The sequence below is a fragment of the Agathobaculum sp. TL06 genome (genome assembly GCF_054658635.1).
The window spans coordinates 24,099-50,892 of the sequence record NZ_BAAGGY010000006.1 but is presented as its reverse complement, the minus strand read 5'-3'; the positions used below and the strand labels follow the sequence as shown (position 1 = coordinate 50,892).

Sequence of the window (26,794 nt, the reverse complement as noted above, 5' to 3'; positions counted from 1 at the left end):
TTTTGAGGAATGAAGGAGAGTGTGGGAATGGAATGGGAGTATTGGAAGAAGCAGGCGAAAAACGCGCTTATCTTTGCGAGATGGTGCGTGTTCGCGGTTGTGATCGGCGTTGTGGTCGGGGTGACCGGCACGGCGTTCCACCATGCGCTCGACTGGGCGGGGAGGATGCGGGAGCAGCATGGCTGGCTGCTGTATCTCCTGCCGCTCGCGGGCGTGTTCATCGCGTTCTGGTATAAGAAGAGCGAAATGCCGCTGGAACGCGGTACGAATTTTATTTTAACATCGGTGCGGGAGAACCATCCGGTCCGCCTGCGGCTGGCGCCGAGCATTTTCGTCACCTCGGTGCTGACCCACCTGTGCGGCGGCTCCGCGGGACGTGAGGGCGCGGCGCTTCAGCTCGGCGGTTCGATCTCGGGCAACATCGGACACTGGATGCGGCTGGACGACCGCGATTCGCGCACGATTACCATGTGCGGCATGGCGGCGGGCTTTGCGGCGCTGTTCGGCACGCCGCTGGCGGCGACCGTATTCGCGATGGAGGTCATCAGCGTGGGCGTGATGTATTATGCGGCGCTGTTCCCGTGCGTACTGGCGTCGCTGATTGCGCACGGCGTCGCGGTCGCGCTGGGGGGAGAAACCACGCGCTTCGCCCTCCATGCCGTGCCGGACCGGCTCGACGCGGCTTTGGTTGCGCGCCTGGTGCTGTTTGGCGTGGTATGCGCGGTGCTGAGCGCGGTGGTCTGCATCCTGTTCCACCAGATCGGGCGCTTTTTGAAAAGGCGGATCCCCAACCAGTATATCTGCATTGCCGCCGGCGGCGCGGCTGTCGCGGCGGTGTCGCTGCTGCTCGGCACGCGGGACTACAACGGCGCGGGCATGGCGGTGATCGAGCGGGCCATTGCGGGGGAGGCGCACTACACGGCGTTTTTTATCAAGCTTGTGCTGACCGCCATCACGATTGGCGTGGGGTATAAGGGCGGCGAGATCGTGCCGGTGCTGTTCATCGGGGCGACGTTCGGCGCTGCTTACGGCGGGCTTTTTGGTCTCGCCCCTTCCTTCGCCGCCGGACTTGGCATGACGGCGGTGTTCTGCGGCGTGACCAATTCCCCGCTGACCTCGATCCTGCTGGCCTATGAGCTGTTCGGCGGGCAGTCGCTCGGCCTGTTTGCGCTTGTGATTTCCATTGCCTATATGCTCAGCGGCTATTACGGCCTGTACAGCGAACAGAAGATCCTGTACTCCAAGATGCGGCCGCAATTTATCGACAGAAAAACCAAGTAAGGCGGCGCATCCGCCGGTGTTCCCTGGGAGGAAGAGAACCAATGCACGATTTCAAAGGCGCAATTTTCGATATGGATGGCACGCTGCTCGACTCCATGCCGGTGTGGAAACGGCTGACGCAGGGGTATCTGAGCCAGTTCGGCCTGCACATCACGGATCAGGACTACGCGGTGACCGAGGGCTTTTCCCAGCCGCAGGTGGCGCAGTATTTCATCGAGCGCTATCCGGAGCTGCCGATCGACGCGCAGGGCATGATGGACGGGATGGACCGCCTGATCACCGCGCGCTATGAAACGATAGCCAGACCGAAGGACGGGGTGTTCCCATTTTTGGAGGAGCTGCGCCGCCGCGGCGTAAAAATGGCGATCGCCACGCTGACCGCGCGGCGGCATGCGGAAAAGGCGCTGCGCGACCGCGGGATGCTGGATTATTTCGCATTCATGCTGACGATCGAGGATGTCGGCATCTCCAAGCACGAGCCGGATATCTATCTGCGCGCGGCGGAGCGGCTGGGGCTGCGCCCTGCGGACTGCATCGTGTTCGAGGACGCACCCTACGCGGGCGTGACCGCAAAGCGGGCGGGCTTTCGGGTGTGCGGCATGGCCGAGCCGGCCTATGCGGCGGGGGAGGCCGAGCTGCGGGCCGCCAGCGACTTTTTTGTGGAGGCCTCCTTTGACGAACTGGCAGGGAAACTGTAAAAAAAGCTTGCAATATCAACGATTATCCCGTAAACTATAATTGAGGATAAATTTGAGCTGCGCCGGACAAGCTTCGGGGCGGCTTCGTTGTCGTTAGGGGGAATGAAATTGGAACAGGAAAACAAAATGGGTTCGGCGCGCATGGGGCCGCTGATTTTTTCCATGGCGCTGCCCGCGATGATCTCCATGCTGATCAACGCGCTGTACAATATTGTTGACAGCATCTTTGTCGCGCAGTATTCGCAGAGCGCGCTGGCCGCGGTCTCGCTGGTTTTTCCCTTGCAGCAATTGGTGATTGCGATCGGTGTGGGAACGGGCGTGGGCGTCAACTCGCTGATCTCGCGCCGTTTGGGTGAAAAGCGGCAGCTGCACGCAGATTCCGCCGCGGAGCATGGCATCGCGCTGGCGGTTATCGGCGGCCTGGCGTTTGTTGTCGTCGGCTTTGTGCTGGCGCCGCCGTTCCTTGGCGCGTTCGGCTCCGCGCCCGATGTGTATGAGCAGGCGGTGCAGTATTCGCAGGTCGCGGTCGGGATGAGCTTTTTCGTCATGATCTCCATGATGTGCGAGAAAATACAGCAGTCCACCGGCAACATGATTATCCCGATGTGCCAGGGATTGACCGGCGCGATCATCAACATCATTCTTGACCCGCTGATGATCTTCGGCATCGGCCCGTTTCCGGAAATGGGCGTATATGGCGCGGCCGCCGCGACTGTGATCGGACAGGTGTTCGGCATGCTGATCGGGCTGTGGGGCGTCTTTATCCACCAAAAGGTGCTCAGGATAAAGATGCGGGAATTCAAGTGGCGCCTGCAGACCGTGAAGGATATTTACCGTGTCGGCCTGCCGGGCATCGTCATGCAGAGCGTGGTTTCGGTGATGACAGCCGGCATGAACGCTATCCTGATCAGCTTTTCGCAGACCGCGGTCAACGTTCTGGCGGTTTACTTCAAGCTGCAGACCTTTGTATTCATGCCGGTTTTCGGGCTGAACCAGGGCGCGCTGCCCGTTATGGGCTACAACTACGGCGCGCGGAATAAGGGACGCCTGTTCGGCGCCTATAAGATCGCGCTGACCGCGGCGGTGGTTATTATGGGCCTGGGGCTGGTGGTGTTCCAGGCGATTCCGGAAACCATGCTGATGATGTTCGTCGACCGCACGGACGCGGCCGCGGCGCGGGAGATGCTCGAGGTCGGCGTTCCGGCGCTCAGGATTATCAGCCTGTCGTTTATCGGCGCGGCGTTCGGCATCATTAACTCGACGCTGTTCCAGGCGACCGCGCGCGGCCTCAACAGCCTTGTCGTGTCGGTGTGCCGCCAGCTCGTTATCATCCTTCCCGCGGCCTGGCTGCTGGGCAGATGGTTCGGACTGGGCGCGATCTGGTATTCGTTCCCGATCGCGGAGATCGCGGCGTTCTTTATCTCCTACGCGCTGCTGTGGAAGGAATACCGCACCGAGCTGCGCTTTTTAGGGATGGAAAAGGAGGGCAAGGCTTGAAACGGATCGCAAGCTTCGAGGTGAACCATAATAAGCTCAAGCCGGGGATGTATACCTCGCGCATTGATGGCGACGTGACGACCTACGACATCCGCATGGTGTATCCCAATGCGGGAATCTATATCGAGCCTGCAGCCGGTCACACGTTCGAGCATCTCTTTGCAACGTTCGCCCGCAATTCGGATTTTTCAGAAAAAATTATTTACTGCGGTCCCATGGGCTGCCAAACCGGATTTTATTTTCTGGTGCGGGATATGGAAGCAGCCGACGCGATCGCGCTGGTGCAGCGGACGATGGCGTTCATCGCCGGCTATGAAGGCGGGATCCCGGGCGCGAGTCGCGTTGAGTGCGGCAACTACCGGCTGCACGATCTGGCGGGCGCAAAAAGGCTCGCCGCGTCCATGATTCCCGTGCTTGCGGGCTGGACCGAAGAAAAACTGGTATATGAAAAATAATGCTTGCATTTTGGCGCTTGCTGTGGTATCATAATTTTACGACTGTAAGAGGTTTAATGCGACTTACCGTGGAAAGAGGTGAAACAACATGAAACAGGGCATCCATCCCGAGTACAAGCAGACCACGATCCGCTGTGCCTGCGGCAATGTCATTGAGACCGGCTCCACCAAGGAGAACATCGTCGTTGACGTTTGCTCCAAGTGCCACCCCTTCTTCACGGGCAAGCAGAAGCTGGTAGACACCGGCGGACGTGTTGATCGCTTCAAGAAGCGTTTCAATCTGGATAAGTAAAACGGGAAACCATCGAAACCTTTGTGTTCGATGGTTTTTTGTTTCGTTATGCGGAGAGGAGGAAACCGTATGACCGAAAACCAAATCGAAAGCAGGGCGGAGCGCGCGGTGCTGGTCGGCCTGTCCTGCCCGGGCTTTACCGCTGAGCAGGACGCGGACGAACGCACGATGGCGGAGCTGAAGGCGCTGGCCGAAACCGCCGGAGCCGAGGCGGCAGCCATGACGCTGCAGCGCAGGCCGGCGCCGGACGCGCGCACGTTCATCGGGGAGGGCAAGGCCGAGGAGGTGCGCCAGCTTGCCGAAGTGAACGAGGCTTCGCTCATCCTGTTTGATAACGAGCTGTCGCCCTCCCAGATGCGGAACCTGGAGGAGCTGACCAAATGCACGGTGCTCGACCGCTCGGCGCTGATCCTGGACATCTTCGCGCAGCGCGCCCGCACGGGCGAGGGCAAGCTGCAGGTCGAACTGGCGCAGTACCAGTATATCCTGCCGCGGCTGGCCGGCATGTGGACGCATCTGGTGCGGCAGACGGCCGGCGGCGGCAAAAGCCCGATCGGTACGCGCGGCCCCGGTGAAACCCAGCTGGAAACCGACCGCCGCCATATCCGCCGCCGCATCGACAAGCTGAAAGAGGATTTGGAGCAGGTGCGTCAGGTGCGTGCCGTGCAGCGGCGCCAACGTAAAAAGACCGAGATGCCGCTGGTCGCGATCGTGGGTTATACAAACGCGGGGAAATCCACGCTGCTCAACGCCCTGACCGGAGCGGGCATTCCGGCAAACGACAGGCTGTTTGACACGCTTGACCCGACCACGCGCAAAAAGCGGATATCGGACACACAGGAGATCCTGTTGTCCGATACAGTCGGCTTTATCCGCAAGCTGCCGCACCATCTGGTTTCCGCATTCAAGGCGACGCTCGAGGAGCTGGCCTATGCCGACCTGCTGCTGCATGTGGTCGACGTTTCGGACGAGGACTGGGAACAGCAGGCGGAAACCGTGGAAAAGGTGGTCACCCAGCTCGGCGCGCAGGATATTCCGCGCGTGATGGTGTATAACAAGGCCGACAAATGCGCGCCGGATACGCTTCCGTTTTACCGGCCGGACGAGGGCGTCGCGATCTCCGCGAAAACCGGAGAGGGGCTGGATGCGCTGCTCGCGGCGATCGAGCGCGCGCTCGGCCGCGGCAAGCACAGGGTGTGCCTGCGCATCCCGTACAGCGATGGGGCGGTGCTGGATATGCTGCACCGCGAGGCGCAGGTCGAAGCGGTCGAATACGCAGCGGACGGCACGGTGGTCCGCGCGGTCGTGGATGACAAGACCTACGGCAGGGTAGCGGAATATCTGGCAGAGGAATGATGCGGGTGACGGGGATACCCAACCGCGCACGGGGATAAAAGCATGGGAAAAGACTACTTTGTGCCGTTTTCCGAATACGGCGAGGACAAGTTTGAAGAAAAGCATTCCAAATTCACCGGCCGTCTGTGGCGCGTGGAAAGCGCGGAACAGGCGGTGGCACGGGTCAAGCAGATGCGTGATACGTACTGGGATGCCACGCACAACTGCTGGGCCTATATCATACGGGAAGGCAACCTGATGCGCTACTCGGACGACGGGGAGCCGCAGGGTACGGCGGGGATGCCCATTTTGGACGTGCTGCGGCACGAAAAGCTGGAAAACGTCTGCTGTGTGGTCACGCGGTATTTCGGCGGGATACTGCTCGGCACCGGCGGGCTGGTGCGCGCCTACACCAAAGGGGCGCAGCTTGCGGTCGCGGCGGCGGGCGTCCAGCGGATGAGCCTGTACAGCGTGCTGCTGATTGCCTGCCCGTATCACCTGTATGAGATTGTGACGCACCTGCTGCCGGACTATGACTGTTCGATTGAGGAGACGGATTATGGCGCGGACGTCACGCTGACCTGCACGGTGCCGGCGGGCGGGGAGCAGGCGCTGAACGGGGCGCTGGCCGAGGCTACTGCCGGTTCGGTCTACGCCGAGGTGGTGGAAACCAAATTCATGGGCCGGCGGGTGCGATAGGACGCCGGCGGTTTGGATGTTCTGAAAAAATTTTTGAAAATAAAGAGGAAATCGCAGTTCCATCTGGTATTTCTATTATGCAGGCAATTCAGGCAGGGAGAGTGGCGCGTATGACTGTGCGGGAACAGCAGCAGGAAAGGGAACGGCTGACCTTGGCCGATTGGGCGACAAAGTCCTACGCCTCCAGGGGCCGGCAGCAGCCGATGGAGGAATGCCCGTACCGCACCTGCTTCCAGCGCGACAGGGACCGCATCATCCACTCCAAAGCGTTCCGGCGGCTGTCCAACAAGACGCAGGTATTCATTTCGCCGGAGGGCGACCACTATCGGGCGCGGCTGACGCATACGCTGGAGGTGGCGCAGATCGCGCGGACGGTCGCGCGGGCGCTGCGGCTGAACGAGGATCTGACGGAAGCGATCGCGCTGGGGCATGACCTGGGGCATACGCCGTTCGGGCATGCCGGCGAGCGCGCGCTGGACGAGGTCTGCCCGTTCGGGTTCCGGCATAATGAGCAGAGCCTGCGTATGATCGACCGGATCGAGGACCTGAACCTCACCTGGGAGGTGCGCGACGGTATCGTGTGCCATACGGGCGGCAGGAAGGCGGACACGCCGGAGGGCCGCATCATCCATTTCGCGGACCGGATCGCCTACATCAACCACGACATCGACGACGCGATCCGCGGGGGGCTGATCCGCGCGGCGGATATCCCGCGCCGTTTGCTCGACAGCCTGGGCGATACCCACGGGCGGCGCATTGACACGATGGTGACCGCCATGATCTCCTATGGGCAGCAGCATCAGGAGATCGGCATGGACGAAAAGACGCACCACGAAATGCTCGAGCTGCGCCAGTTTATGTTTGACTATGTATACCAGGGGACGGAGGCGCAGAGCGAGGAGCAGCGCGCGAAAAATATGCTGCGCAGCCTGTATGAATATTTTGTCGAGCATCCGGACGAGCTGCCGAGCGATTATTTTGTCCTGATGACGCAGGGCGATCCGCTCGAGCGCGTGGTATGCGATTATATCGCCTGCATGACCGACCGGTACTCGATTTCCACCTATAAAAAATTATTTATTCCGAAAAGCTGGAATAAGATTGAAGATTGACGAAAACGGTTAAGATAAAGGGAAGGAGGGGGCGCAATGCCGTTTGACCGCGTGTTTTTGGACGAGCTTTCCGCGCGGAATGACATCGTGGATATTGTTTCGCAGTATGTGCAGCTGAAAAAAAGCGGCGCGAATTATTTCGGTCTCTGCCCTTTCCACAATGAAAAGACCGCTTCGTTTTCCGTTTCTCCGGACAAGCAGATTTTCCACTGCTTTGGCTGCGGCGCGGGCGGGGGCGTGATCACGTTCGTGATGAAAGCCGAGGGGCTGGAATTCCCCGATGCAGTGCGCTTTCTGGCCGACCGCGCGGGCATGCAGGTACCCGAGCAGGGGGAGGCGGAACGGAAAGCGGCGCGCCACCGCGAGCGGCTGTATGCGCTCTGCAAGGACGCGGCGCGGTTCTACTACCAGACGTTGTGGCAGCCGGAGCATCGGGCGGCGCAGCAGTATTTCATCGGCCGCGGCCTGCACCGGCGCGTTATGAATCAGTTCGGGCTGGGCTATGCGCCCGACTCCTTCCACGCGCTGATCGACGCAATGACCGCCAAGGGCTATACGCGGGAAGAACTGATGGATGCCGGACTGGTCAGCCGCAGCGAAAAAGGGCGGATTTACGACCGCTTCCGGAACCGCGTCATGTTCCCGATCATTGATGTGCGCGGCAATGTGATCGCGTTCGGCGGGCGGGTGATGGATGATTCCAAGCCCAAATACCTCAATTCCCCCGAAACGCCGATTTTTCATAAAAGCCGCAACCTGTTTGCGCTGAACCTGGCCAAGACGACGAAGAACGGGTACTTTATCCTCGCGGAAGGGTATATGGATGTGATCGCGCTGCATCAGGCTGGCTTCGACTCCGCCGTGGCCTCGCTCGGCACATCGCTGACCGAGGAGCAGGCGCGTATTATCGCGCGCCACACGGACCAAATCGTGATTTCCTATGACGCGGACGGCGCGGGACAGGCCGCTGCACAGCGCGCGATCGATATTCTGAAAAAATGCGACCTGCAGGTCAAGGTGCTGAAAATACCGGGCGCCAAGGATCCGGATGAATTTATCAAAGCCAAGGGGGCGGACGCGTTCCGCGCGATCATCGAGCGGAGCGAAAACCACAACGCCTACCGGCTGGAGCAGATCGCGGCCAAATACGATCTGGAGGACGACGAGGCGCGCGTACTGTTCCTGCGGGATGCGGCGCGCATGCTCGCGGGCATTGAAAGCTCGATCGAGCGCGAGGTATACGCGGGACGCGCCGCCAAAATGGCGGGCGTAACGGCGGAGGCCATGAATATCGAGGTGCGGCAGGAGCTTGGCATCCGGCGTAAGCGGCGGCAGGCCGCGGAGCGCCGCGAGATCCGCTCGCCGGTCGGCATGGCGCAGCCAAAGGACCGGACGCTGGCCTATACGGACGTAAAATCCGCGAAAGCGGAGGAAAATGTGCTGCGGCTCCTGTTCTCCGATCAAAAGCTGATCGCGGGGCTGGAAAAGGAGCTGCCGCCGGCATGGTTTTCCGCGCCGGTGCTGCGTAAGATATATGAGCGCGTGCTGGCGCTCGATCAGGAAGGGCAGATTGTCGACGTACTGCCGTTCGAAGGCTGGCTGGAGCCGAATGAAATGAGCCTTTTATCTTCGATTCTGGAGCAGAGCCTGCCGGCTGGCGAGCAGAGGCAGGCGCTGCGCGAGTACATAGATACCATAAGAATGCAGCGTGTCAGGGATGGTACCATTCAGGAAGCGGGCGAGGACCCGCTGCTTACCTTTGGACGCATCAAAAAACAAAACGCGGGAGGACAAACGATATGACGACAATGGGCAATGGCAATGCGCCGGAGCAGGCGGTGGACCAGCAGCAGGTGGTGAAGGACCTGCTGGCGCTCGGCAAAAAGAACGGGCGGCTGACGCTCAAGGAGATCGCGGATGCGCTCGGCCAGCTGGATATGGAAAGCGACGACATCGATAAGCTGTATGAAACGCTGGAGTCGATGGGGATCGAGATCGAAACCGAGGGCGTGCTGGAAAAGGCGCTGGGCGACGACGATGACGAGGTGTTCGAGCCTGAGGACGTCGAGGAGGTGCCGGAGGAAGAGCTGGTCGATACCTCCGCGATGGCGGAGGCCTTTGCGATTGACGATCCGGTGCGCATGTACCTGAAGGAGATCGGCAAGGTGGACCTGCTCAGTCCGGAGGAGGAGATCACGCTCGCCGAACAGATGCAGAGGGGCAATGAGGCGATCGAGCGCGTCCGCAATGAGGGGGACGCGATCCCGCCGGAGGAGCGCGCCGGACTGGATAAGGACATCAAGGCCGGCGAACGGGCGAAAAAGCGCCTGGCCGAAGCGAACCTCCGTCTGGTCGTTTCGATCGCAAAGCGCTATGTCGGCCGCGGGATGCTGTTTTTGGATTTGATCCAGGAGGGTAACCTGGGCCTGATTAAGGCGGTGGAAAAGTTTGATTCGACCAAGGGCTTCAAATTTTCTACCTATGCGACCTGGTGGATTCGGCAGGCCATCACCCGCGCGATCGCAGACCAGGCGCGGACGATCCGCATTCCGGTACACATGGTAGAGACGATCAACAAGGTCATCCGTGTTTCCCGCCAACTCCTGCAGGAGCTGGGACACGACCCGAGTCCGGAGGAAATTGCCAAGGAAATGAATATGCCGGTCGACCGTGTGCGCGATATCCTCAAGATCGCGCAGGAGCCGGTTTCGCTGGAAACGCCGATCGGCGAGGAGGAGGATTCCCATCTGGGCGATTTCATTCCGGATGATGACGCGCCCGAACCGGCTGAGGCGGCTTCGTTCATGCTGCTCAAGGAGCAGCTGGTCGAGGTGCTCAAAACCCTGACGCCGCGCGAGGAAAAGGTGCTGCGGCTGCGGTTCGGCATCGAGGACGGCCATACCCGCACGCTCGAGGAGGTCGGCAAGGAGTTCAACGTCACCCGTGAGCGTATCCGCCAGATCGAGGCCAAGGCGCTGCGCAAGCTGCGCCATCCGTCGCGTTCCAAAAAGCTGAAAGATTTCCTGAACTGACGCGGGCTTTTGCCCGGCGTTCAGGGATAACGCGCACTGCGGTTACATCAAAAAAGCACCGGAAACGCTTGTTTCCGGTGCTTTTTGCCTGTCGGTGCAGAGAGGGAACGGGATGGGCGCGCGCGGAACGGCGGGAAGTCCCAAGTCGTCAGCAGCGCTCAATCAGCCAATGGAACAGGGAAAGGTGGTTCGCGCCCGCCACATCCTCGCAGAAGGGCGGCACCATTCGTTCGGGATGCCACTGCACGCCAAGGATAGGGGCGGTGGCGTGCATAAGCGCCTCGATGACGCCGTCGTCGGCGCGCGCGGCGGTTTGGAGGCCGGGCGCGGGCTGATCGACCGCCTGGTGATGATAGCTGTTGACCGTGGGGGCCGGCCCTACGAGTACGGAAAGCGCGCCGGTACAGCGGATGCCGTGGCAGCCGCCGCTGTGCGCGGGGATGTCCTGATGCAGCGTGCCGCCGAGAAAGACGTTGATTACCTGAACGCCGCGGCAGATGCCGAGGATGGGCTTGCGGCGGCGGTAAAAGTCATCGAAGAGCGCCCGCTCCTCCTTGTCGCGCACCGGATCAACCGAAAGCGCGGCGCTTTGGACGTTTTGCCCGAAACAGGAGGGATGGATGTCGCCGCCGCCGGCGAGCAGCAGCCCGTCGCAGCGGGCGGCAAGGCAGGCGGACGGCCCGCCCGTATACAATACGCCCGCCGCGCCGGCGCCGCCCAGACAGGCGCCGTACAGCTCGGATTGCTGTCGTGATATGGATAAATTGCCCATTACGCGGCCGCTGGAAATTAAAATCAGTGGATGTTGCACAGCTTTCTCCTCCTATGCCTTTTTTCGTTGACAGGGCAATATAGAATCATTATACTTAGATTGTATGGGAAAAATAAAAATGAAGTTAAGGGTATGTGAAACGGAGGAAGCGCATGGAGTTCAATGTGCTGTCGGTCGTACAGTTGGTAGGCGGCTTGGCGCTGTTTATCTACGGTATGACCACAATGGGAAAGGGTTTGGAGCGCGCGGCTGGCTCCAAACTTGAAAAAACGCTGGAAAAAATGACCGGCAATGTGTTTAAGGCGCTGTTGATGGGCTTGGTGGTCACCATGGTCATCCAGTCCTCTTCGGCAACGACGGTCATGGTGGTTGGCTTTGTAAACGCTGGCATAATGTCCTTGCGGCAGTCTGTCGGCGTTATTTTGGGCGCGAATATCGGCACCACGATCACCGCGCAGATCCTGCGGCTGGACAGCGGCGGCGAGATGGGCGGCAATCTGTTCATGGAGATGCTCAAGCCGAAAAACCTCGCCTTTCTGATTGTTCTGGCCGGTGTTATCATTATGATGCTCGCCAAAAAGCGCAGGACGCGCGATATCGCGGATATCTTTTCCGGATTCGGCATCCTGTTTATCGGTATGTCCACGATGGAAAGCGCGGTCGCGCCGCTGGCCGACCTGCCCCAGTTCGCGCAGTTGTTCGCGACGATTGCCAACCCCGTGCTCGGCGTTCTGGTCGGCGCGGGCGTAACGGCGGTCATCCAGTCCTCGTCCGCATCGGTCGGCATTCTGCAGGCGCTGTCCACAACGGGCGCGATCACCTATGCCGCCGCGATACCGATTATCCTGGGTCAGAACATCGGCACCTGCATCACGGCGTTCCTGTCGTCGATTGGCGGCTCCAAAAACGCCCGCCGAACCGCGATGGTGCATTTTTACTTCAACCTGATCGGCTCAATCGTGTTTTTGGTCGTCATTTATTCGATCCAGTACACGGCCGGCTTCTCGTTCTGGAATTCGGCGATCGATAAGGGCGGCATCGCCAATTTCCACACGCTGTTCAATGTCACCTGTACGATTCTGTTCCTGCCGTTTACCAAACTGCTGGTGCATCTGGCGGAATGGAGCGTTCCGTCGGGCGAGCAGCAGGAGGACCCGCTGGCGCGTTTGGAGCCCCGCTTCTTGACGACGCCGTCGCTGGCCCTGGAGCAGGCGCAGCGCTGCATCGCGGATATGGGCGATGCGGCCAAGCAGAACCTGCGGCTGGCCACCGAGCCGCTGTTTGACAAAAGCGCGCCGAACGAAAGCCTGTTCAGGGAGCATGAGAGCTTTTTGGACCGTGCCGAGGTAGAAGTCGCGCGGTATCTGACCAATATCCACAATATCCGTTCGGTCGACCAGCGGCGCCAGTCGGCGGAGATGATGCACTCGCTGTCCGACTTTGAAAAGATTGGGGACTACGCGCAGAATATCTTTGACCGCGCGGAGGAATTCCGGCAAAGCGATCTGTCGTTCTCAGAGACCGCGGCGCAGGAGCTGCATACCATGTGCCAGGCGGTCGGCGAGGCGCTTGACCTGACCGTTGAGGGGTATGTGACGCGGTCGGTTTCCATCGCGCGCACGGTCGAGCCGGTGGAAGAGGTCGTGGATACGCTCAAGGAGCGGCTGAAAAGCAACCATATTCAGCGCCTGGGGAATAATGAATGCACGATGCAGATCGGCATCCATTTCCTTGATATCGTGCATGATCTGGAAAAAATCAGCGACCACTGCTCGAATATCGCGATTTATACGATCCAGCTTGGCGAGGGTGCCGAGGAATTCGATACGCATGAATACGCCAAGGAAGGCTACCGGTCCACGCCGCAGTTCGCGGAAAAGCTGCGCTATTATCAGCAGAAATACCTGACGCAGATTCAGCCGGCACAGGAAAAGGCCTAAAGCAGTATATGAAAGCGCCGCGTTCGTTAGAACGCGGCGCTTTTGTCATTCCTCAGAGGCGAATACCCCGTATATGGCGGAAAAAAGCTTTCTGAAAATGTTCCCGATGCGGGCGAGCACACCCTCGTCGGCCTGCCCCTGATCCGCGGCGGCGGTTCCTTCATCATCGTCGATCGTTATCTCATGGGTGCGCAGGATGAACTGCAGGCTGGCCGGCGTCGGGTTCTGGCTGCTGGTCACGGACTGCAGCTCGGCCTGCGCGTCGATGTTGAGGACATTGGTATCCTCTTCCAGATCCTTTTCCGCGTCGTCTACCGCGCTGTGGATCGAATCGGTTGCTTTCTGCAGGCTGTTGGCGCTGTTGGAGCGCGCGGCCTTATCCAGAACGTCCAGCAGGCCGTCGATCGATGTCTGCAGGCTGGCGTCCGTCTGGTCGCGGACCGAGCGCAGGATGCCGTTGGTGGAGTCGAGCATGTCGCAGGAAGCGGACAGCGCTTTGGTGAGCGCAACCATCAGTTCCTCGCTTTTGTCTGCGGCGGAGACCGCCTCGGTCGTGATCTGCTGCAGGCAGGTGGACAGGGCGGGGATATCGGCCACAAGCTGATTGACACGCTCGAGCGAGGTATTCATCAGATCGGCGAGCTTTTTTCCCTCCGCGGTGAAATCCTGCGGCAACCCCTCGTAATCCTCCAGCACATCCGCGATATCCGCAAGGTTTTCCAGGATGCCGTCCGAGGTGGACAGCATGCTCTCCAAGCTGTCCGTGGCGTCCGACAGCGTGCTCAGCGTTTTCTTGGACGCTGCAATCGTTCCGGACAGGCCGGAGGGGAGGGCGGACAGCATATCGCCCAGCGCGGCCGCTTCTTCGGGGCTGATGATGCCGGCGTAAACCAGATGCTCCAAATCGAACTGGATCAGTGTGATGAGCGCGTCCTGGATATCCTCCAATGCGGAAAGGGAATTCCTGAGGGAACTCAGGTTGGAGGACAGACGGCCCATATCGTTTTTCAGGTCGTCCACATCGCCCCGCAGCTGGTCAATATAAAATCCGTCGATATCGGCGGCGTCGTCCAGATCGTTGAACATATCCTCCAGGTTATCCAGGGATATCTTGACCTTGCGGAGCAATTCCTGATATTCAATGACATCGGCGCCGGATTCCTCAAGCGTGCCGAGCATGCTGTTGACAGTGGCGTTGAGCGTGACCAGTATGGTTTTCATGGCGTTCAGCTCGGGAATCAGGGAGTCGGATTTGCCGGCAAGCTCTTCCAGCGCGTCGAGGGCCGCGTCGGTTTTGGGATCGAGGGTGCCGCGGTCCTCGACAAGCTGCTTGCGCACCTCGTTGATGCCGGATACGCCGTGTGACAGCGTGTTAAAGCCGCTCTGCATGCTTTGCAGCGTTTCCAGCATGCTGCTGAGGCCCTCATACAGGTTGTCGCCCGAGTCCCCGAGGCGGTCCTTGATATCCTTCATATCCGCGAGGATATCGAGCGAGGAAAGCGTGGCGGGCGCCAGGAAAAGCAGCAGCCCCATACTTTCAAAGCTGTTTGAGCCGATCCGCACGGTAAAGGTGCTTTCCTCGCCTGGCAGGCCCATGAAAAAGACGATCTTGTAGGTACCCATCGACTGTACCTGCGCGCCGGGCGCTTCGATCGAGAGCGCTTCGCTCATGTCGATGCCGGTGCCGCAAATGAGCGTTATATTGTTTTTGTAATACTCGCTTGCGGCTTCGTTCGGTACGGCGTGAATGGTCATTTCGATCAAACCGGACGCGCCCGCGCACGTTTCCGCTTCGACGGGTACGCCGTTAAGCTGATAGGACACATCGAAATTCCACGGAAGCTGTATAGGCTCCTCCCCGTTGGGGATGCATTCATAATAGAAGCGCTGCTGTCCGTCGTCTGCCAGCTCCCAGGTGACCGAACCGTCGCTGAGCGCAGGCTCGTCATAGGTGGACATGTTATATACAGCGCTGTAATCGCCATAGTCGGTAAACGAGGTATGGCCGTTCAGGTTCACGCCCTTGACGATACGGGTATCTTCGGGCATGCCGTAGTAATCCAGGTTGATATAAACCGCCTCGTCGGTCTCCACGACAGGCGCGGCGGCGACCGCCGCCTGGGGCAGCAGGAGCACTGCCAGGAGCGCGCAGGCGGTCAGGCGGCGCAGCTTATTTGCGAACATGGTTGTTTTCCTCCTCTTGGTCGGCCTTATCCGGCGTATCCGCCGGCTTTTGCGGATGGAGCAGGCGCATGAGCCGGTTCCGGATGGCCTTATGTCGGGCGCGGCGGTTTTCGCGGATCTGCTCCTGCAGGCGCAGACGCTGCTCGCGCAGCGCGCTGAGCGTGGGCAGCGCCAGCTTTTTGCCGCGGATGCGGTTCATTTTGGCGTGCTTTTTCTGCGCGTAATCCGGCTTTATGATCCAGCGGTCGAACAGCATCAGGCACATCGGCAGCAGGAACAGCGCAAGGATCATGGAGATCAGCGCGCCGCGGCCGATCAGCTGCCCCAGGCCGGACACCGCCTCGACCGAGGTGAGGAAGAACAGGCCATAGGCGACCGTCATGATAATCAGGCCGGAGGTCAGGATGGATTCCGCGCTGACCGTGACCGCGCGGATGGCAGCCTCCCGTTTATCGCCCTGCGAACGGGCGTCCAGATAGTTGCCGGTCAGCAGGATGGAATAATCGATTGTCGCGCCGAGCTGGATACAGCCGACGATAATAAAGCCAAGGTACATGGTGCGCTGTCCGTAGATGTAGGGCAGCGCGGTGTTGATGTAAATGGCGCATTCAATCGGGATCAGCACGACCAGCGGCAGCAGCAGCGCCTTATAGGTGATCGCCACCACCAGCGCGACGCCCAGCAGCGAGACGATGTTGACGCGGTTGTTATCCGGCACGATGATCTCCTTGATATCCTGTGTGGAGGGGGTTACGCCGACCAGATAGGTCTGCTCATCCGGATAATACCGGTCGATGATGGCGCGGATCTCATCCGCATACCGGAACGCCGCGTCGCTTTCGCCGGCGGAACGGACGTTGATGATTACGCGCGCCCAATGCTCGGAGTGCAGGATGCCGGTGATGCTCTCCGGCAAAAAATCCTCCGGTATGCCGGAGGGCAGGACCGAGGCCAGGCCGAGGGAGTATTTGACATAGGGCAGGCCGTCCAGTTCCTCGCTCATGGCCTTTTCTGTGACGTTGCTGTCCAGCGGGACCAGGGCGAGCATCATATTGCTCTGGCCGAATTCCGCGTTCATCCGCTGCTCGGCCTCATAGACCGGCGTGCCGGGGGAGTTGGCGACCGCCTCGTTGCCATAGGTGAAGTCGGCCATGCCCTGCGCGACATAGCAGGGGGCGATCAGCACCATCACCACGATCAGGACCGGCTTGCGGACTTTGTACACAAACTCCCCGAAGCCGCGCCACTGCTTGGGGACGAACGGCCGGTGCTGGGTCTTCGCCACGATATTCTGGCTGCGCAGGATCAGCGCGGGCATCAGCAGCAGCACGGTGACAAGGCTCAGCGCGATGCCTTTTGCCAGCACCAGCCCCATATCCGGACCGATGCCGAAATTCATCAGCACCATGGCGGCAAAGCCGACGATAGTGGTCGCGCCGGAGGCGCCGATCGAGGAAAAGGCCGCGCGCAGCGCGTTGGCCATGGCCTGCTCGGGTTCGGCGCCGTTGGCCCGTTCCTCGGTGAACGCGTGCAGCAGGAAAATGGAGTAGTCCATCGAACAGGCGAGCTGCAGGACCGCGCCCACCGCGTTGGACAGGAACGAGATCTCGCCGAATATGATGTTGGAGCCCATGTTGATGATAATGGCGATGCCAAGCACCGAAAGGAACAGCACAGGCTCGAACCAGGAGGTTGTGGTGAGCGTCAGAATCAGGTAGATGATGATGACCGCAAGCACCATCACGCGCGCGACCTCCGCGTTGATTGTGGGGCCGAGGTTGGTGTCCGACACCGCCGAACCGGCCACCAGGCCGCGGTCCCCGACGATCTGCTCGATCTCCCGAACCGCCCTGTGCGTTCGGCTGGACGAATCCTTCTCCAGAAAGATGACGTCCATATAGGCCTTTCCGTCCTTGTAATAATCCTCGATGTCCGTGTAGTCGATAAATGCGCTGGAACCGTAGATGTTGGTCTCCAGATCGCACCACATGACCATATCGACGCCCTCGACATCGGCGATGCGGTCCTTGATGTTCTTCGCCTCGTACAGCGTGACGTCCTCCAGCATGACGCGCCCCATGCCGGGATAGGTGAATTCGTCCTCCATGATATCAAGCGCCTGCGCGGACGGACTGGAATCCGGCAGGTATTTTGTCAGGTCGTAGTTAACGCCGACCATTGGAATACAGATCAAACTGAAAATGATAAGTACGGTAAACACTTTTTCGATCAGCCTGCGGCTGTGAATGATCAGGTCAACAGGACTATGTCCCTTTCGTTTCACAAAGAAAAACACCATCTTTCTTGAAAATAGACATTGCGTGCGATTTCTTTTCGTGTTATAGTATAGTACACAAGGATAACATACACAATAATCAAATCTATTCATAATGAACGATAATATACAAAATAAATTTTAATGCATGTTATCTTTGAATTAACGGACGGGGAGGGAGTCCCGATGGAGGAGCGGGAGGACAAACGCATCAGGCGCACGAAAAAGCTGCTGCGGCAGGCATTGACAAGGCTGATGCAGCAAAAGGATTTTCAGAGCATCACCGTGACCGATGTGGTGCGGGAAGCGGATATCAACCGCGGAACATTTTATGCGCATTATCGGGATGTTTACGATCTGCGCGAAAAAATAGAAAGCGAAATGATCGCGGACTTTCGCGGAATGATCGACGATATCCATTTGAACGGCGGCGGCTCCCTGCATCCGGTGCTCATGCGCGCGGTGGATTATCTGGAGGAGAATCGGGAGATTGTGACCACGCTGCTCCGCGTGAGCGGGGCGGAGGGGTTCAGCAAAAAGCTGATCCATGTGATTGAGGAATGCCGCATGGAGTCCGTGCCGTGCAGGGGCGTGGAGGATGTTTACGTCGCGCGCTTTATCGCGACCGGCGTGGTAGGCATGCTCGAGCGGTGGGTCGCGGAATCGCAGCCGCTGCCGAAAAATGAGCTGATCGCGCTGATGGAACATATCCTTTCCCCCATGCTGCAGCCGGTCAGGGGATAAAAAAACGCATGCTTTTCAGCATGCGTTTGATGGTTCGTTCCATTGTAATACAAAATCCGCGAGCCGCTCGGTTGCATCCGGATGGGCGACCGCCTGCATGGTCTGGCGCACGGTCGCCAGGCGGGCGGGGTTGCGGAACAGCTCGTACACGGCCTCGTCGATCGGGAAATGCTTGGTGATCTGCGCCGCCATCCCGTTGTTGACCAGGAACTCCACGTTGCGCTCCTCATGGCCGGGGATCGGGTCGACAAGCAGCATGGGCAGGTTTTTGGCAAGCGCCTCGGATACCGTCAGGCCGCCGGGCTTGGAAACGATGCAGTCCGCGGCGCTCATCATCACCTCTACGTTGTGGACAAAGCCGTATGGCTTGATTACGCAGTCGCCCTGATAGCGGGAGGCGAACTGTTCGACCTGCAGGAACTGCTTTTTGTTATTGCCGCAGACCACGAGAAGCTGCAGCGGGAAGCCGAGTGCGGTCAGCTTTTCCAGCGTTTTCACATGGTCGGCATAGCCCATGCTGCCGCCCATGAGCAGGAGCGTGCGCTGCTGCGGGTCAATGCCGAGCTGCGCCGCGGCGTCCGCCCGCGCCAGCTTTTGGTTGAATTTCGGATGCACCGGTATGCCGAACGGCAGGATGCGGCGCTCGGGTATGCCGCGCTTAACGCAGCGGAAGGTGAGCAGTTCGCTTGCCGTTACAATATACTGTACATGCGGCACATCTTCCCAGTAGGGATGCAGGGTGTAGTCGGTCACGATGCCGATGGTTTTGATATCGTCAAGCTTTTTCCGCTTTTTCAGTTCATCCACCATCTGCGCGGCGAAAACGTGCGTGCAGAGGATTACATCGGGCGCGTAGCCCGCGATCACCCTGGCGAACTTGGACGCCCCGAGGGCGTTGATGATGTTGATGATGCTGGGGCCGGCGGTGAAATAGCCCGCGCCGCCGTTTTCCGCAAGCTGATAGACCAGACGGTACAGCGTCTGCATGTGCTTGGAGGAAAACAGGTAGCCCTTGTCAATGGTTGCCTTAATCAGGTTGCTGATATAGGCGTAAACGTCCAGCGTATGCACCTCGGCGCCCTTGCTGGTCAGCATGTCGCCCACGGCCTTTGCGGTCGCATGGTGTCCAAAGCCTGCTGTGACAGATAAAATCAATACTCTCATACCGGTACCTCTCCTTGTATAAGAGTTATTGTACATCAAAACAGGAAAAAAAGCAAATTACTGTATAAACGCAGCCTTATAGGCGTCCAGCACCCTGTGCTCCAGCTCGTCGCGCAGCGCATTGCCGACCGGATGCGCGATATCGCGGAAGCGCCCGTCCGGCATCCGGCGGGACGGCATGGCGAGGAACAGCCGGTCATGGCCGTCGATGATCTTGATGTCATGCACGGCGAACATATCGTCGAAGGTGACGGATACCAGCGCCTTCAGGCGGCCGTATTCTTCCACATGGCGGAATTTGATGTCTGTGATTTCCATAGTGTACTCCTTTTTTCCGATTGGTCGTTTTAATTTTGTCTGTTTGCCTATTTATATTTTGACAGGTTTGTACTATAATATACCTTGTCTGGCAAGAATAGCAGTACAGGCAAAGCCCTCTCGGCTGGAACCGCGGTTTCGCCCGAAGACTGAAGATTATAGCAGGAGGCTTAGGGGAATATGGCCCTTTCAATCAAGCCCTATATTGAAAATAAGGAAACCATCCATCTGATCGGCATCGGCGGCGTATCCATGAATTCGCTGGCCGAGCTGCTGCTGTCCAAAGGGGTGCCGGTCACCGGCTCGGACCGGCTGGGGACCGACGTTACCGCGCGCCTGGAGGCGCGGGGCGCAAAAATCAGCTATGAGCATAAGGCGGAAAATGTGCAGGGCGCTTCGCTCGTCGTCCGCACGGCCGCGGTACATGACGATAATCCGGAGGTCGTCCGCGCGCATGAGCTGGGCATACCGGTGATGGAACGCGCGGAGGCATGGGGCCACCTGATGCGGGATTACGATAATGTGGTCTGCCTGGCCGGCACGCACGGCAAGACGACCTCGACCTCCATGATGACGCTGATCGCCATGGAGGCTGGCCTGGACCCGACGGTCATGGTCGGCAGCAACCTGCCCGCGATCGGCGGTACGCTGCGCATCGGCGGCAAGGGCTGCTTTGTGGCGGAAAGCTGCGAATACTGCAATTCCTTCCTCAAATTCGCGCCGACCGTCGCGGTGGTGCTCAATGTGGAGGAGGACCACCTTGACTTTTTCAAGGATATCAATGATATCATCCATTCGTTCCGCGCGTTTGTCGAGCTGACGCCGATGAACGGGCTGGTGGTCGTCAACGGGGACGATCCCAACGCCTTGCGGAGCGTCGCGGGTCTGGACCGGCGTATCCGCACATTCGGCATGGCGCCGGACGCGGATGTGCGCGCCGGAGACGTGCGGGATGTGAACGGATATTACCAGTTTACCGTCCTGATCGGCGGCAAGCCGTATGCACGGGTCAAGCTGTCCGTTCCCGGGCGGCACAATATGCTCAACGCCCTGGCGTGCTGCGCGGCGGCGGAGTTTTTGGGTGTATCGGGCGCGGCGGTGGAACGCGGCCTGAACCAGTTCACCGGCTCGTCCCGCCGGTTCCAGTTGATTGGCAAAATGCCGTGCGGCGCGACCGTGGTGGACGACTACGCCCATCACCCCAATGAGATGAAAGCGACCCTGACGACCGCCAGAGAGATGCGGTTCGACCGCATCCTGTGCGCGTTCCAGCCGCATACCTATACCCGTACCAAGGCGCTGTTCCCTGAATTCGTGGAGGCGCTGAAGCTGTGCGATCAGGCCGTGCTCGCGCCGATCTATGCGGCGCGGGAGCAGAATACGGTCGGGGTGTACGCGAGCGACCTGGCGGAAGAAGTGCCGGGGGCGGTAGCCTTTGACAGCTTTGCGGAGATCGCGGCTTATCTGCGCCGCGAGGCGGGACCGAACGATCTGGTGATTACCATGGGCGCGGGGAATATCAACGAGGTAGGCCCCATGCTGATCCGATAAAAACAGAAAAGCCGCAGGACGCGCTCCTGCGGCTTTTTTCTGTTACGGCTGCCCGCTGCGGGGAGGGTGCGCGGGGACGAGCTGCCTGAGGTATGCCACGCTCTGGTTCGCCCAATCCTCCTCCTGCGAAAGGGTCTGTTCCAGCGTGGGGCAGCACGCCATCCAGCTTTCCAGCACCGTGCTGAAATCGCGGGGCGCCTCCCGCTTCAGGTAGTCGAGTATTTTGGGGATGGGCTGACGCCCCTGTCCGGCGGGCATGCCCGTGATGGCCAGCCCGACGCCGGAATTGCTGCGCTGGATTGTGTAATCCTTGACATGGAAACAGACGCAGTACGGCGCCATATACTGCAATACCTCGTCGATCGGCTCCTCGGTGGAGAGCGAATTCGTGCTGTCCACGACCAGGCCGACGAGCGGATGGCCGATCTGCGCGATCATTTCGGCGTATTCGCGCGCGAGGAAACGGTCGTGGTTTTCAATGCCAAGCGTCAGGCCGTGCCGTTCGAGACGGGGCAGGACGCCGCGCACGACGCGGACGATCTCCTCCATCGGCGGCTCGTAGTCTGCGGCGTCCGTGATGCCGCGCAGCATGCTGACGCCCAGACGGGCGGATATATCGATATACCGTTCGAGCCGCGCGGGCGTCATGCCTTTCATGCCGGTTTCGAGCAGGATGCCGCGCTCCTGCGCATAGGCGCGGATCTCGTCCAGGGTGGCGTCGCTGAAATCGTCAAACGGCAGGTTGTGCGAATACTGCACGCAGCCCACGTCGAGCGCGACCGCCTTGTCGATCAGGCCGAGCGGCGTGAGCGGTTGCGCCGGCCGCTGCGCGGGATTGACGCCGGATAAAAACGGATAGGTAAAGGAACTGATGCCAAGCCAGGTCTGCGCCATAAAAAAGCCTCCTTTTTTATAAAAAAACAATAAAAGCCTCGGTTATCTCCTTACCCTTATTTTGCATGGGGAGAAAGTAATTGTCAACGATTTCTCGCAATTCAAAAAAACATCGGATTTTCACTTGACAAAAATCACGAAAGGGTGCATACTGAACATACAAAGAATTATGCAATTTGTATAATTTCGTAACAGTGAGGAGGGTGCGTTATGAACAACAACTTAATCATCACCATCGGCCGTGAATACGGCACCGGCGGCCGTGAAATCGGCCAGAAACTCGCGCTCCGCCTTGGCATTTCCTTTTATGACCGCGAGCTGATCACGCGGGCGGCCAAAAAGACCGGCTTTGATGAAAAGCTGTTTGAACAGTTGGATAAACGGGCGACAAACAGCTTCCTGTACTCGCTGACCATGTTCGGTTCGGTCGGGCTGAACGGCATGAGCCTAACCGACCAGCTTTATCTGGCGCAGGCGAATGTGATCCGTGAGATCGCGGAGGACGCGCCCTGCGTGGTCGTCGGCCGCTGCGCCGACCATGTGCTGCGGGACTTCCCGAACAAGTTCGATTTCTTTATCCACGGCTCGATCGAGGACCGCATCAAGCGGATTCAGAGCTGCGGGGACTATGAGATCGAGGGCAAGACGCCGCAGGCGGCGCTGGAAAAAATGGATAAGCAGCGCTCTACCTATTACAACTATTATACCGGAAAGGTATGGGGCAAGTGCGACCATTACGATATGTGCATTAACGCCGGCCGGCTGGGCGTGGAGTACTCTGTGGATATTATTCTGGAGTATGTCAACCGGCTGAAAAAATAAGCTCGTTTCTTCATGGGGATTAGAGGAAAAGAGAGGGAGGAAAGGCCGTATCCATTCGGATACGGCCTTTCCCATAGCGCGGAACAAAACCGCCGCGCGAACGTCAGAACAGGTAAAAGGAGGGAATGAAAATGAAGCGATTGCTTACAGGCGGGCTGACGGCCATGCTGGTGCTGCTGCTGTCGGGCTGCGGAGATCAGAAAGATGAAAAGCCGTTGATCTACCTCTATCCGGAGGAGGCCACCGAGGTGCTGGCCCAGTTGGATTACGACGGTGAATTGACCGTCACCTATCCGGCGTATGAGGATGGCTGGGCCGTAACCGCTTATCCGGACGGCACGCTGGTCGATGCGGAAGGAAAGGAATACTCGTACCTGTTCTGGGAGGGCTCCTCGGATACGGAATACGACTTTTCCGAGGGGTTCTGCGTAGCCGGAGAGGACACAGCGGCATTCCTGCAGGAGACGCTGGCGGAGATCGGCCTGACGCCGCGGGAGTACAATGAATTTATCGTGTACTGGCTGCCGAGGATGCAGGGGAATGCCTATAACCTGATCTCGTTCCAGTCCGACCGGTATACCGAGACGGCAAGGCTGACCATCGAACCGGAGCCGGACAGCGTGCTGCGCGTATTCATGGCCTGGAAGCCGCTGGAGGTGCCGCAGGAGATTACGCCGCAGACCTTTGCGCAATTTGAGCGGGATGGCTTCACGGTGGTCGAATGGGGCGGCTGCGAGCTGCCGTGAATGGTAAAAGCGCCGGTGCAATACGCACCGGCGCTTTTGCGTTATACCGTTTTGGCTTTACGCATCGTGCCGCTGACCGGTTTCCAGATCAGCAGCGAGATCGCGTAATCGATCATGGAATGCACAAACGAGCCCACGCCGACCAGCAGGACGATCAGCCGCAGCATCTCCTGCATCGGCATCGCCATAGCTGCATAAAACGGAATGACGATCAGCGCTTCACAGACGGCATGGACAACGCTTGTCCAGCAGCCGAGACTGAGCAGCCGGAGGCCGCGGTTAGACACCGTCTGCCGGAAATCCAGAAGCTCCGGATGCCGCTGGAGGTAAATGGCGCCAAGGGCGACAAATATGATATGGGACAGCGCGCGCAGGACAATGGGAAGCGAAAACCCGCCGAGGAAAAAGCCGAGCGTCGTACCCAGCGCGACGGCTGCGCCGACTGCCGGGGAGATGAACATGGCCAGAAAGACCGCGACATGGCTCGCCAGGGTAAAGCTCATGGGGTCGATGCGGATTTTAACGGGAGAAAACATGGGGATAATAATGCCGATCGCGCAGAGGACGCCGGCAAGCACCAGATGGTACAGGCTTTTGCTTTTTGTCATGGGGGTTCCATTCCTTTCCGATCTTTTGTCAACGGTCAAAAGTATACTGCAATATGGAATAAGTGTCAAGACATATGTAAAACAAAATGCGCGCTTGCCGAAACGGCGCCGGATATGGTATAGTAAAGGCGAAAGGAAGATAGCATGATTTCCATTGACCGATTTGAAGAAATACTGGAGGCGCTGGCGGAGGAGCTGCCGGAGCAGTTTTATGAGGAGCTGAACGGCGGTATCCTGGTGGATACCGGACACCCGCTGCACCCCGCGGACGAGCACGGCGACCTGTATATCATGGGGGAATACCGTGTCGATCCGGCGATGGGGAAATATATCGTGATGTTTTACGGCTCATTCAGGCGGGTGTTCCGCGGCCTGGATGAAGCCGCGCTGACCGAGGAGATGCGCAAGGTGCTGCGGCATGAGTTCCGTCACCATGTGGAGGGGCGCGCGGGCGTGCGCGACCTGGAGGTCTGGGACGAAGAGCAGATCGCGGCCTATCGCGCGCAGAGCAGGGAAGAGGACGAAAAAGGGCAGGGCGCGTGAGCGCCCTGCCCTTTGTGCGTTCAAAGCGGCGGCGGAAGCAGGCCGGTGCTACCGCTCCTCGGTGAGCAGAAAGCCCCCGTCCTTCAGCCCTTGCACGACGCGGCTGAGGGTTGCCTCGTCCGCGGCGCGCAGCGTATGCAGATGGATGCCTCCCGTCAGGTCGCAGAGCGGACGGGTGCCGGGGTTTTGTATTTTTTTGCAGAACGCGTCCGCGTCAAAGCGGGAGAAAATGTGCAGCGGCGCGCAGATCTGGCCATAAACCGGATGCTCGACGGTCACGTCGATCAGCGCGCCGCCCAGATCGACGACCGTGTACAGCTCGTCGCGCAGGCGGTCGTCCCCATGATGGCAGACGACGCGGCGTTCCGCGTAGACCGGCGCGGCGGGGTTTTCCAGGATGTAGCCGCGCGGCGTGGCGAGCACCGCCAAGCCGCCCGCGCGCAGCAGGGCCACGTCGCCCACGATGATCTGGCGGCTGACGCCGCACTGAGCGGCCAGCGCGGTTGCGGAAACCGGTCCGTCGGACTGCGCGAGCAGATGGGTAATTTTGATACGCCGTTCGGCAGCATTCATAGTCGTCACTTCCTTAACAACCCTATCATAGCAAAAGAAAAAGGACTATGCAAGCATAGCCCTTTTGAAAAAAATTACTTAGCCGAGAAGATAAACGTTCGCATACTGTACGCCAAGATCGTAAGCACGGTCATGGGAAGAAACAAATACGTCGATCTTGTTGTTTTTGATCGCACCGCCGGTATCCTCCGCGATAAACACGCCGTAGCCCTCAATATAAACGCGGCTGCCCAGCGGGATGACCGAGGAATCCACCGCGATCGTGCGGCCCTCGGCCGCGATCGTACCGGAAGCGGTCTTGCCGCTCGAGGTGCCGTTGCAAACCGCGCACGGGCAGTAGAACGTCAGCTTGTAATTGCCCAGCGAGGTGGCGTTGCTCTTGATCGCGTCGCTGGCGAGCAGGGAGGACGAGTAGGCTACCGTCTTGGTCGAAACCGGCGCGGTCAGCAGGCTGTTGTACTCGGATTTCTCCGCAGCGGCCTTGGCTGCCGCGGCTTCCGCCTTGGCTTTTGCCTCCGCTTCCGCTTTTGCCTTGGCCTTTGCTTCCGCAAGGGACTGCTCGGCGGTCTTGATTTCGTCCGCGGTCAGGACCTTGCCGACCGAGGAATTGAGGTTGGAAGAGAGTACCGCAACTGGCTGATCCAGAGCAGCAGCGCTGGCCGTTGCCATCGCGCTGACAGCGAGTGTCGCCGCGAGGAGTTTGGCCATATGCTTTCGCAGGGAAATAGACATTTGTGTTACACTCCTAAAAAATCGTCGTGAAAACCCGCGGGACCGCGGCTCGGTGTTACCGATTTGTTTTCAGGTTGTTACTGTTTTGTTTTCGATCTGTTTCCGATCTGTAACCTCATGATACTGCATTTTCGCGGATTTGTCAAAGCCTTTTTTTGAATTCTGTGCAAAATGACTAATACTTTGCGTATGGGGCGTGCAAGTCTGTGTAGTGTTCTAAAAAAATCAGCATATTTGACAAGAAAACCATAGGGATTGTGTACGCCCAAAGGGTTACAAACAAGATATGCGGTGCGGCCCTTCCCCCAAAATCCAAATGCAGGAAAGCGCGCCTTGCGGCGGGAAGCGCCTGCGCAAACCGGAACGGGCGGCAGGCCGCGGAAACGGCGGCGGGGGCGCACGGGGCTTGGTCAAATTTACGAAGCCCTGCGGTATAAGCGGCGCGGGGCTGTGGATACTATAGGATATGGTAAGACGATGCGGATAAAAATTGCTTTACAGGCGTGCCGCACTATGGTATTCTAATA

At 59.1% G+C, this 26,794-nt stretch carries 25 protein-coding genes; 16 read left to right on the top strand and 9 right to left on the bottom strand.

Features of this window, described 5'->3' with window-relative positions; all coding sequences use genetic code 11:
* Nucleotides 1-27 precede the first annotated feature (27 nt).
* From ACYQ3S_RS04905 to rpoD, 10 genes are all read left to right on the top strand, one after another.
* Entirely contained in the window at nucleotides 28-1,281 is a 1,254-nt protein-coding gene (locus ACYQ3S_RS04905) for a chloride channel protein (protein ID WP_459687596.1), read from the top strand.
* A gap of 41 nt (nucleotides 1,282-1,322) precedes the next feature.
* Nucleotides 1,323-1,979 carry an HAD family hydrolase gene (locus ACYQ3S_RS04900; protein WP_459687595.1) on the top strand — a complete coding sequence of 219 codons (657 nt, stop codon included), beginning with the start codon at nucleotides 1,323-1,325 and terminating at the stop codon, nucleotides 1,977-1,979.
* Nucleotides 1,980-2,081: 102 nt separating this feature from the next.
* On the top strand, nucleotides 2,082-3,476 hold the full coding sequence (locus ACYQ3S_RS04895; RefSeq protein WP_459687594.1) for an MATE family efflux transporter: 1,395 nt from the start codon (nucleotides 2,082-2,084) through the stop codon (nucleotides 3,474-3,476).
* Nucleotides 3,473-3,931 carry an S-ribosylhomocysteine lyase gene (locus ACYQ3S_RS04890; protein ID WP_459687593.1) on the top strand — a complete coding sequence of 153 codons (459 nt, stop codon included), beginning with the start codon at nucleotides 3,473-3,475 and terminating at the stop codon, nucleotides 3,929-3,931. The genes ACYQ3S_RS04895 and ACYQ3S_RS04890 overlap by 4 nt, the downstream gene beginning before the upstream one ends.
* Nucleotides 3,932-4,019: 88 nt before the next feature.
* Nucleotides 4,020-4,223, top strand: coding sequence for a 50S ribosomal protein L31 (gene rpmE, locus ACYQ3S_RS04885; RefSeq protein WP_031475830.1), 204 nt, complete (start codon nucleotides 4,020-4,022; stop codon nucleotides 4,221-4,223).
* Between the two features lie 69 nt (nucleotides 4,224-4,292).
* Nucleotides 4,293-5,579: a GTPase HflX gene (hflX, locus tag ACYQ3S_RS04880; RefSeq protein ID WP_459687592.1), complete on the top strand. Its 1,287-nt coding sequence runs from the start codon at nucleotides 4,293-4,295 to the stop codon at nucleotides 5,577-5,579.
* A 42-nt stretch (nucleotides 5,580-5,621) separates the two neighbouring features.
* Nucleotides 5,622-6,257 (top strand): YigZ family protein, encoded by a 636-nt coding sequence (locus ACYQ3S_RS04875; protein WP_459687591.1) that lies wholly within the window; start codon nucleotides 5,622-5,624, stop codon nucleotides 6,255-6,257.
* Nucleotides 6,258-6,367: 110 nt separating this feature from the next.
* Nucleotides 6,368-7,369, top strand: coding sequence for a deoxyguanosinetriphosphate triphosphohydrolase (locus ACYQ3S_RS04870; RefSeq protein ID WP_459687590.1), 1,002 nt, complete (start codon nucleotides 6,368-6,370; stop codon nucleotides 7,367-7,369).
* Between the two features lie 36 nt (nucleotides 7,370-7,405).
* Nucleotides 7,406-9,172 (top strand): DNA primase, encoded by a 1,767-nt coding sequence (gene dnaG / locus ACYQ3S_RS04865; RefSeq protein WP_459687589.1) that lies wholly within the window; start codon nucleotides 7,406-7,408, stop codon nucleotides 9,170-9,172.
* Nucleotides 9,169-10,401 carry an RNA polymerase sigma factor RpoD gene (gene rpoD, locus ACYQ3S_RS04860; protein WP_054327588.1) on the top strand — a complete coding sequence of 411 codons (1,233 nt, stop codon included), beginning with the start codon at nucleotides 9,169-9,171 and terminating at the stop codon, nucleotides 10,399-10,401. Before dnaG ends, rpoD begins: the two co-directional genes overlap by 4 nt.
* 148 nt (nucleotides 10,402-10,549) lie before the next feature.
* Here rpoD and ACYQ3S_RS04855 read toward each other — a convergent pair whose 3' ends face one another.
* Nucleotides 10,550-11,212 carry a gamma-glutamyl-gamma-aminobutyrate hydrolase family protein gene (locus ACYQ3S_RS04855; protein ID WP_459687588.1) on the bottom strand — a complete coding sequence of 221 codons (663 nt, stop codon included), beginning with the start codon at nucleotides 11,210-11,212 and terminating at the stop codon, nucleotides 10,550-10,552.
* Between the two features lie 113 nt (nucleotides 11,213-11,325).
* On the opposite strand from ACYQ3S_RS04855, the gene ACYQ3S_RS04850 reads away from it, so the two are divergent.
* Nucleotides 11,326-13,113 carry a Na/Pi cotransporter family protein gene (locus ACYQ3S_RS04850; RefSeq protein ID WP_459687587.1) on the top strand — a complete coding sequence of 596 codons (1,788 nt, stop codon included), beginning with the start codon at nucleotides 11,326-11,328 and terminating at the stop codon, nucleotides 13,111-13,113.
* 45 nt (nucleotides 13,114-13,158) lie between these two features.
* Here the strand turns inward: ACYQ3S_RS04850 and ACYQ3S_RS04845 are convergent, their stop codons facing one another.
* Complete coding sequence (locus tag ACYQ3S_RS04845) at nucleotides 13,159-15,297, bottom strand: hypothetical protein (protein WP_459687586.1); 2,139 nt, start codon at nucleotides 15,295-15,297, stop codon at nucleotides 13,159-13,161.
* The gene (locus ACYQ3S_RS04840; protein WP_459687585.1) at nucleotides 15,284-17,581 is read right to left on the bottom strand and encodes an efflux RND transporter permease subunit; all 2,298 of its coding nucleotides are present in this window, start codon (nucleotides 17,579-17,581) and stop codon (nucleotides 15,284-15,286) included. The genes ACYQ3S_RS04845 and ACYQ3S_RS04840 overlap by 14 nt, the downstream gene beginning before the upstream one ends.
* Before the next feature lie 177 nt (nucleotides 17,582-17,758).
* Here ACYQ3S_RS04840 and ACYQ3S_RS04835 point away from each other — a divergent pair, with 177 nt between their 5' ends.
* The gene (locus ACYQ3S_RS04835) at nucleotides 17,759-18,316 is read left to right on the top strand and encodes a TetR/AcrR family transcriptional regulator (protein ID WP_459687584.1); all 558 of its coding nucleotides are present in this window, start codon (nucleotides 17,759-17,761) and stop codon (nucleotides 18,314-18,316) included.
* 15 nt (nucleotides 18,317-18,331) lie between these two features.
* Here the strand turns inward: ACYQ3S_RS04835 and ACYQ3S_RS04830 are convergent, their stop codons facing one another.
* Together ACYQ3S_RS04830 and spoVG are read right to left on the bottom strand one after the other, a co-directional pair.
* Nucleotides 18,332-19,480: an MGDG synthase family glycosyltransferase gene (locus ACYQ3S_RS04830; protein ID WP_459687583.1), complete on the bottom strand. Its 1,149-nt coding sequence runs from the start codon at nucleotides 19,478-19,480 to the stop codon at nucleotides 18,332-18,334.
* Nucleotides 19,481-19,537: 57 nt separating this feature from the next.
* On the bottom strand, nucleotides 19,538-19,798 hold the full coding sequence (gene spoVG, locus ACYQ3S_RS04825) for a septation regulator SpoVG (RefSeq protein ID WP_054327578.1): 261 nt from the start codon (nucleotides 19,796-19,798) through the stop codon (nucleotides 19,538-19,540).
* Between the two features lie 180 nt (nucleotides 19,799-19,978).
* On the opposite strand from spoVG, the gene murC reads away from it, so the two are divergent.
* Nucleotides 19,979-21,349, top strand: coding sequence for a UDP-N-acetylmuramate--L-alanine ligase (gene murC / locus ACYQ3S_RS04820; protein ID WP_459687582.1), 1,371 nt, complete (start codon nucleotides 19,979-19,981; stop codon nucleotides 21,347-21,349).
* Between the two features lie 42 nt (nucleotides 21,350-21,391).
* Here the strand turns inward: murC and ACYQ3S_RS04815 are convergent, their stop codons facing one another.
* Nucleotides 21,392-22,243, bottom strand: coding sequence for a sugar phosphate isomerase/epimerase family protein (locus ACYQ3S_RS04815; protein WP_459687581.1), 852 nt, complete (start codon nucleotides 22,241-22,243; stop codon nucleotides 21,392-21,394).
* 210 nt (nucleotides 22,244-22,453) lie between these two features.
* Between ACYQ3S_RS04815 and ACYQ3S_RS04810 the strand changes: the two genes are divergently transcribed.
* The gene (locus tag ACYQ3S_RS04810) at nucleotides 22,454-23,065 is read left to right on the top strand and encodes a cytidylate kinase-like family protein (protein ID WP_459687580.1); all 612 of its coding nucleotides are present in this window, start codon (nucleotides 22,454-22,456) and stop codon (nucleotides 23,063-23,065) included.
* A gap of 131 nt (nucleotides 23,066-23,196) precedes the next feature.
* On the top strand, nucleotides 23,197-23,811 hold the full coding sequence (locus ACYQ3S_RS04805; RefSeq protein WP_459687579.1) for a hypothetical protein: 615 nt from the start codon (nucleotides 23,197-23,199) through the stop codon (nucleotides 23,809-23,811).
* A gap of 41 nt (nucleotides 23,812-23,852) precedes the next feature.
* On the opposite strand, the gene ACYQ3S_RS04800 is transcribed toward ACYQ3S_RS04805, so the two are convergent.
* Complete coding sequence (locus ACYQ3S_RS04800) at nucleotides 23,853-24,419, bottom strand: hypothetical protein (protein WP_459687578.1); 567 nt, start codon at nucleotides 24,417-24,419, stop codon at nucleotides 23,853-23,855.
* A gap of 144 nt (nucleotides 24,420-24,563) precedes the next feature.
* Between ACYQ3S_RS04800 and ACYQ3S_RS04795 the strand changes: the two genes are divergently transcribed.
* Entirely contained in the window at nucleotides 24,564-24,962 is a 399-nt protein-coding gene (locus ACYQ3S_RS04795; protein ID WP_459687577.1) for a metallopeptidase family protein, read from the top strand.
* 48 nt (nucleotides 24,963-25,010) lie between these two features.
* Here ACYQ3S_RS04795 and ACYQ3S_RS04790 read toward each other — a convergent pair whose 3' ends face one another.
* Together ACYQ3S_RS04790 and ACYQ3S_RS04785 are read right to left on the bottom strand one after the other, a co-directional pair.
* Nucleotides 25,011-25,535, bottom strand: a complete 525-nt coding sequence (locus ACYQ3S_RS04790; protein ID WP_459687576.1) for a 3H domain-containing protein — start codon at nucleotides 25,533-25,535, stop codon at nucleotides 25,011-25,013.
* A 78-nt stretch (nucleotides 25,536-25,613) separates the two neighbouring features.
* Complete coding sequence (locus ACYQ3S_RS04785; protein WP_459687575.1) at nucleotides 25,614-26,267, bottom strand: 3D domain-containing protein; 654 nt, start codon at nucleotides 26,265-26,267, stop codon at nucleotides 25,614-25,616.
* Between the last annotated feature and the right edge of the window lie 527 nt (nucleotides 26,268-26,794).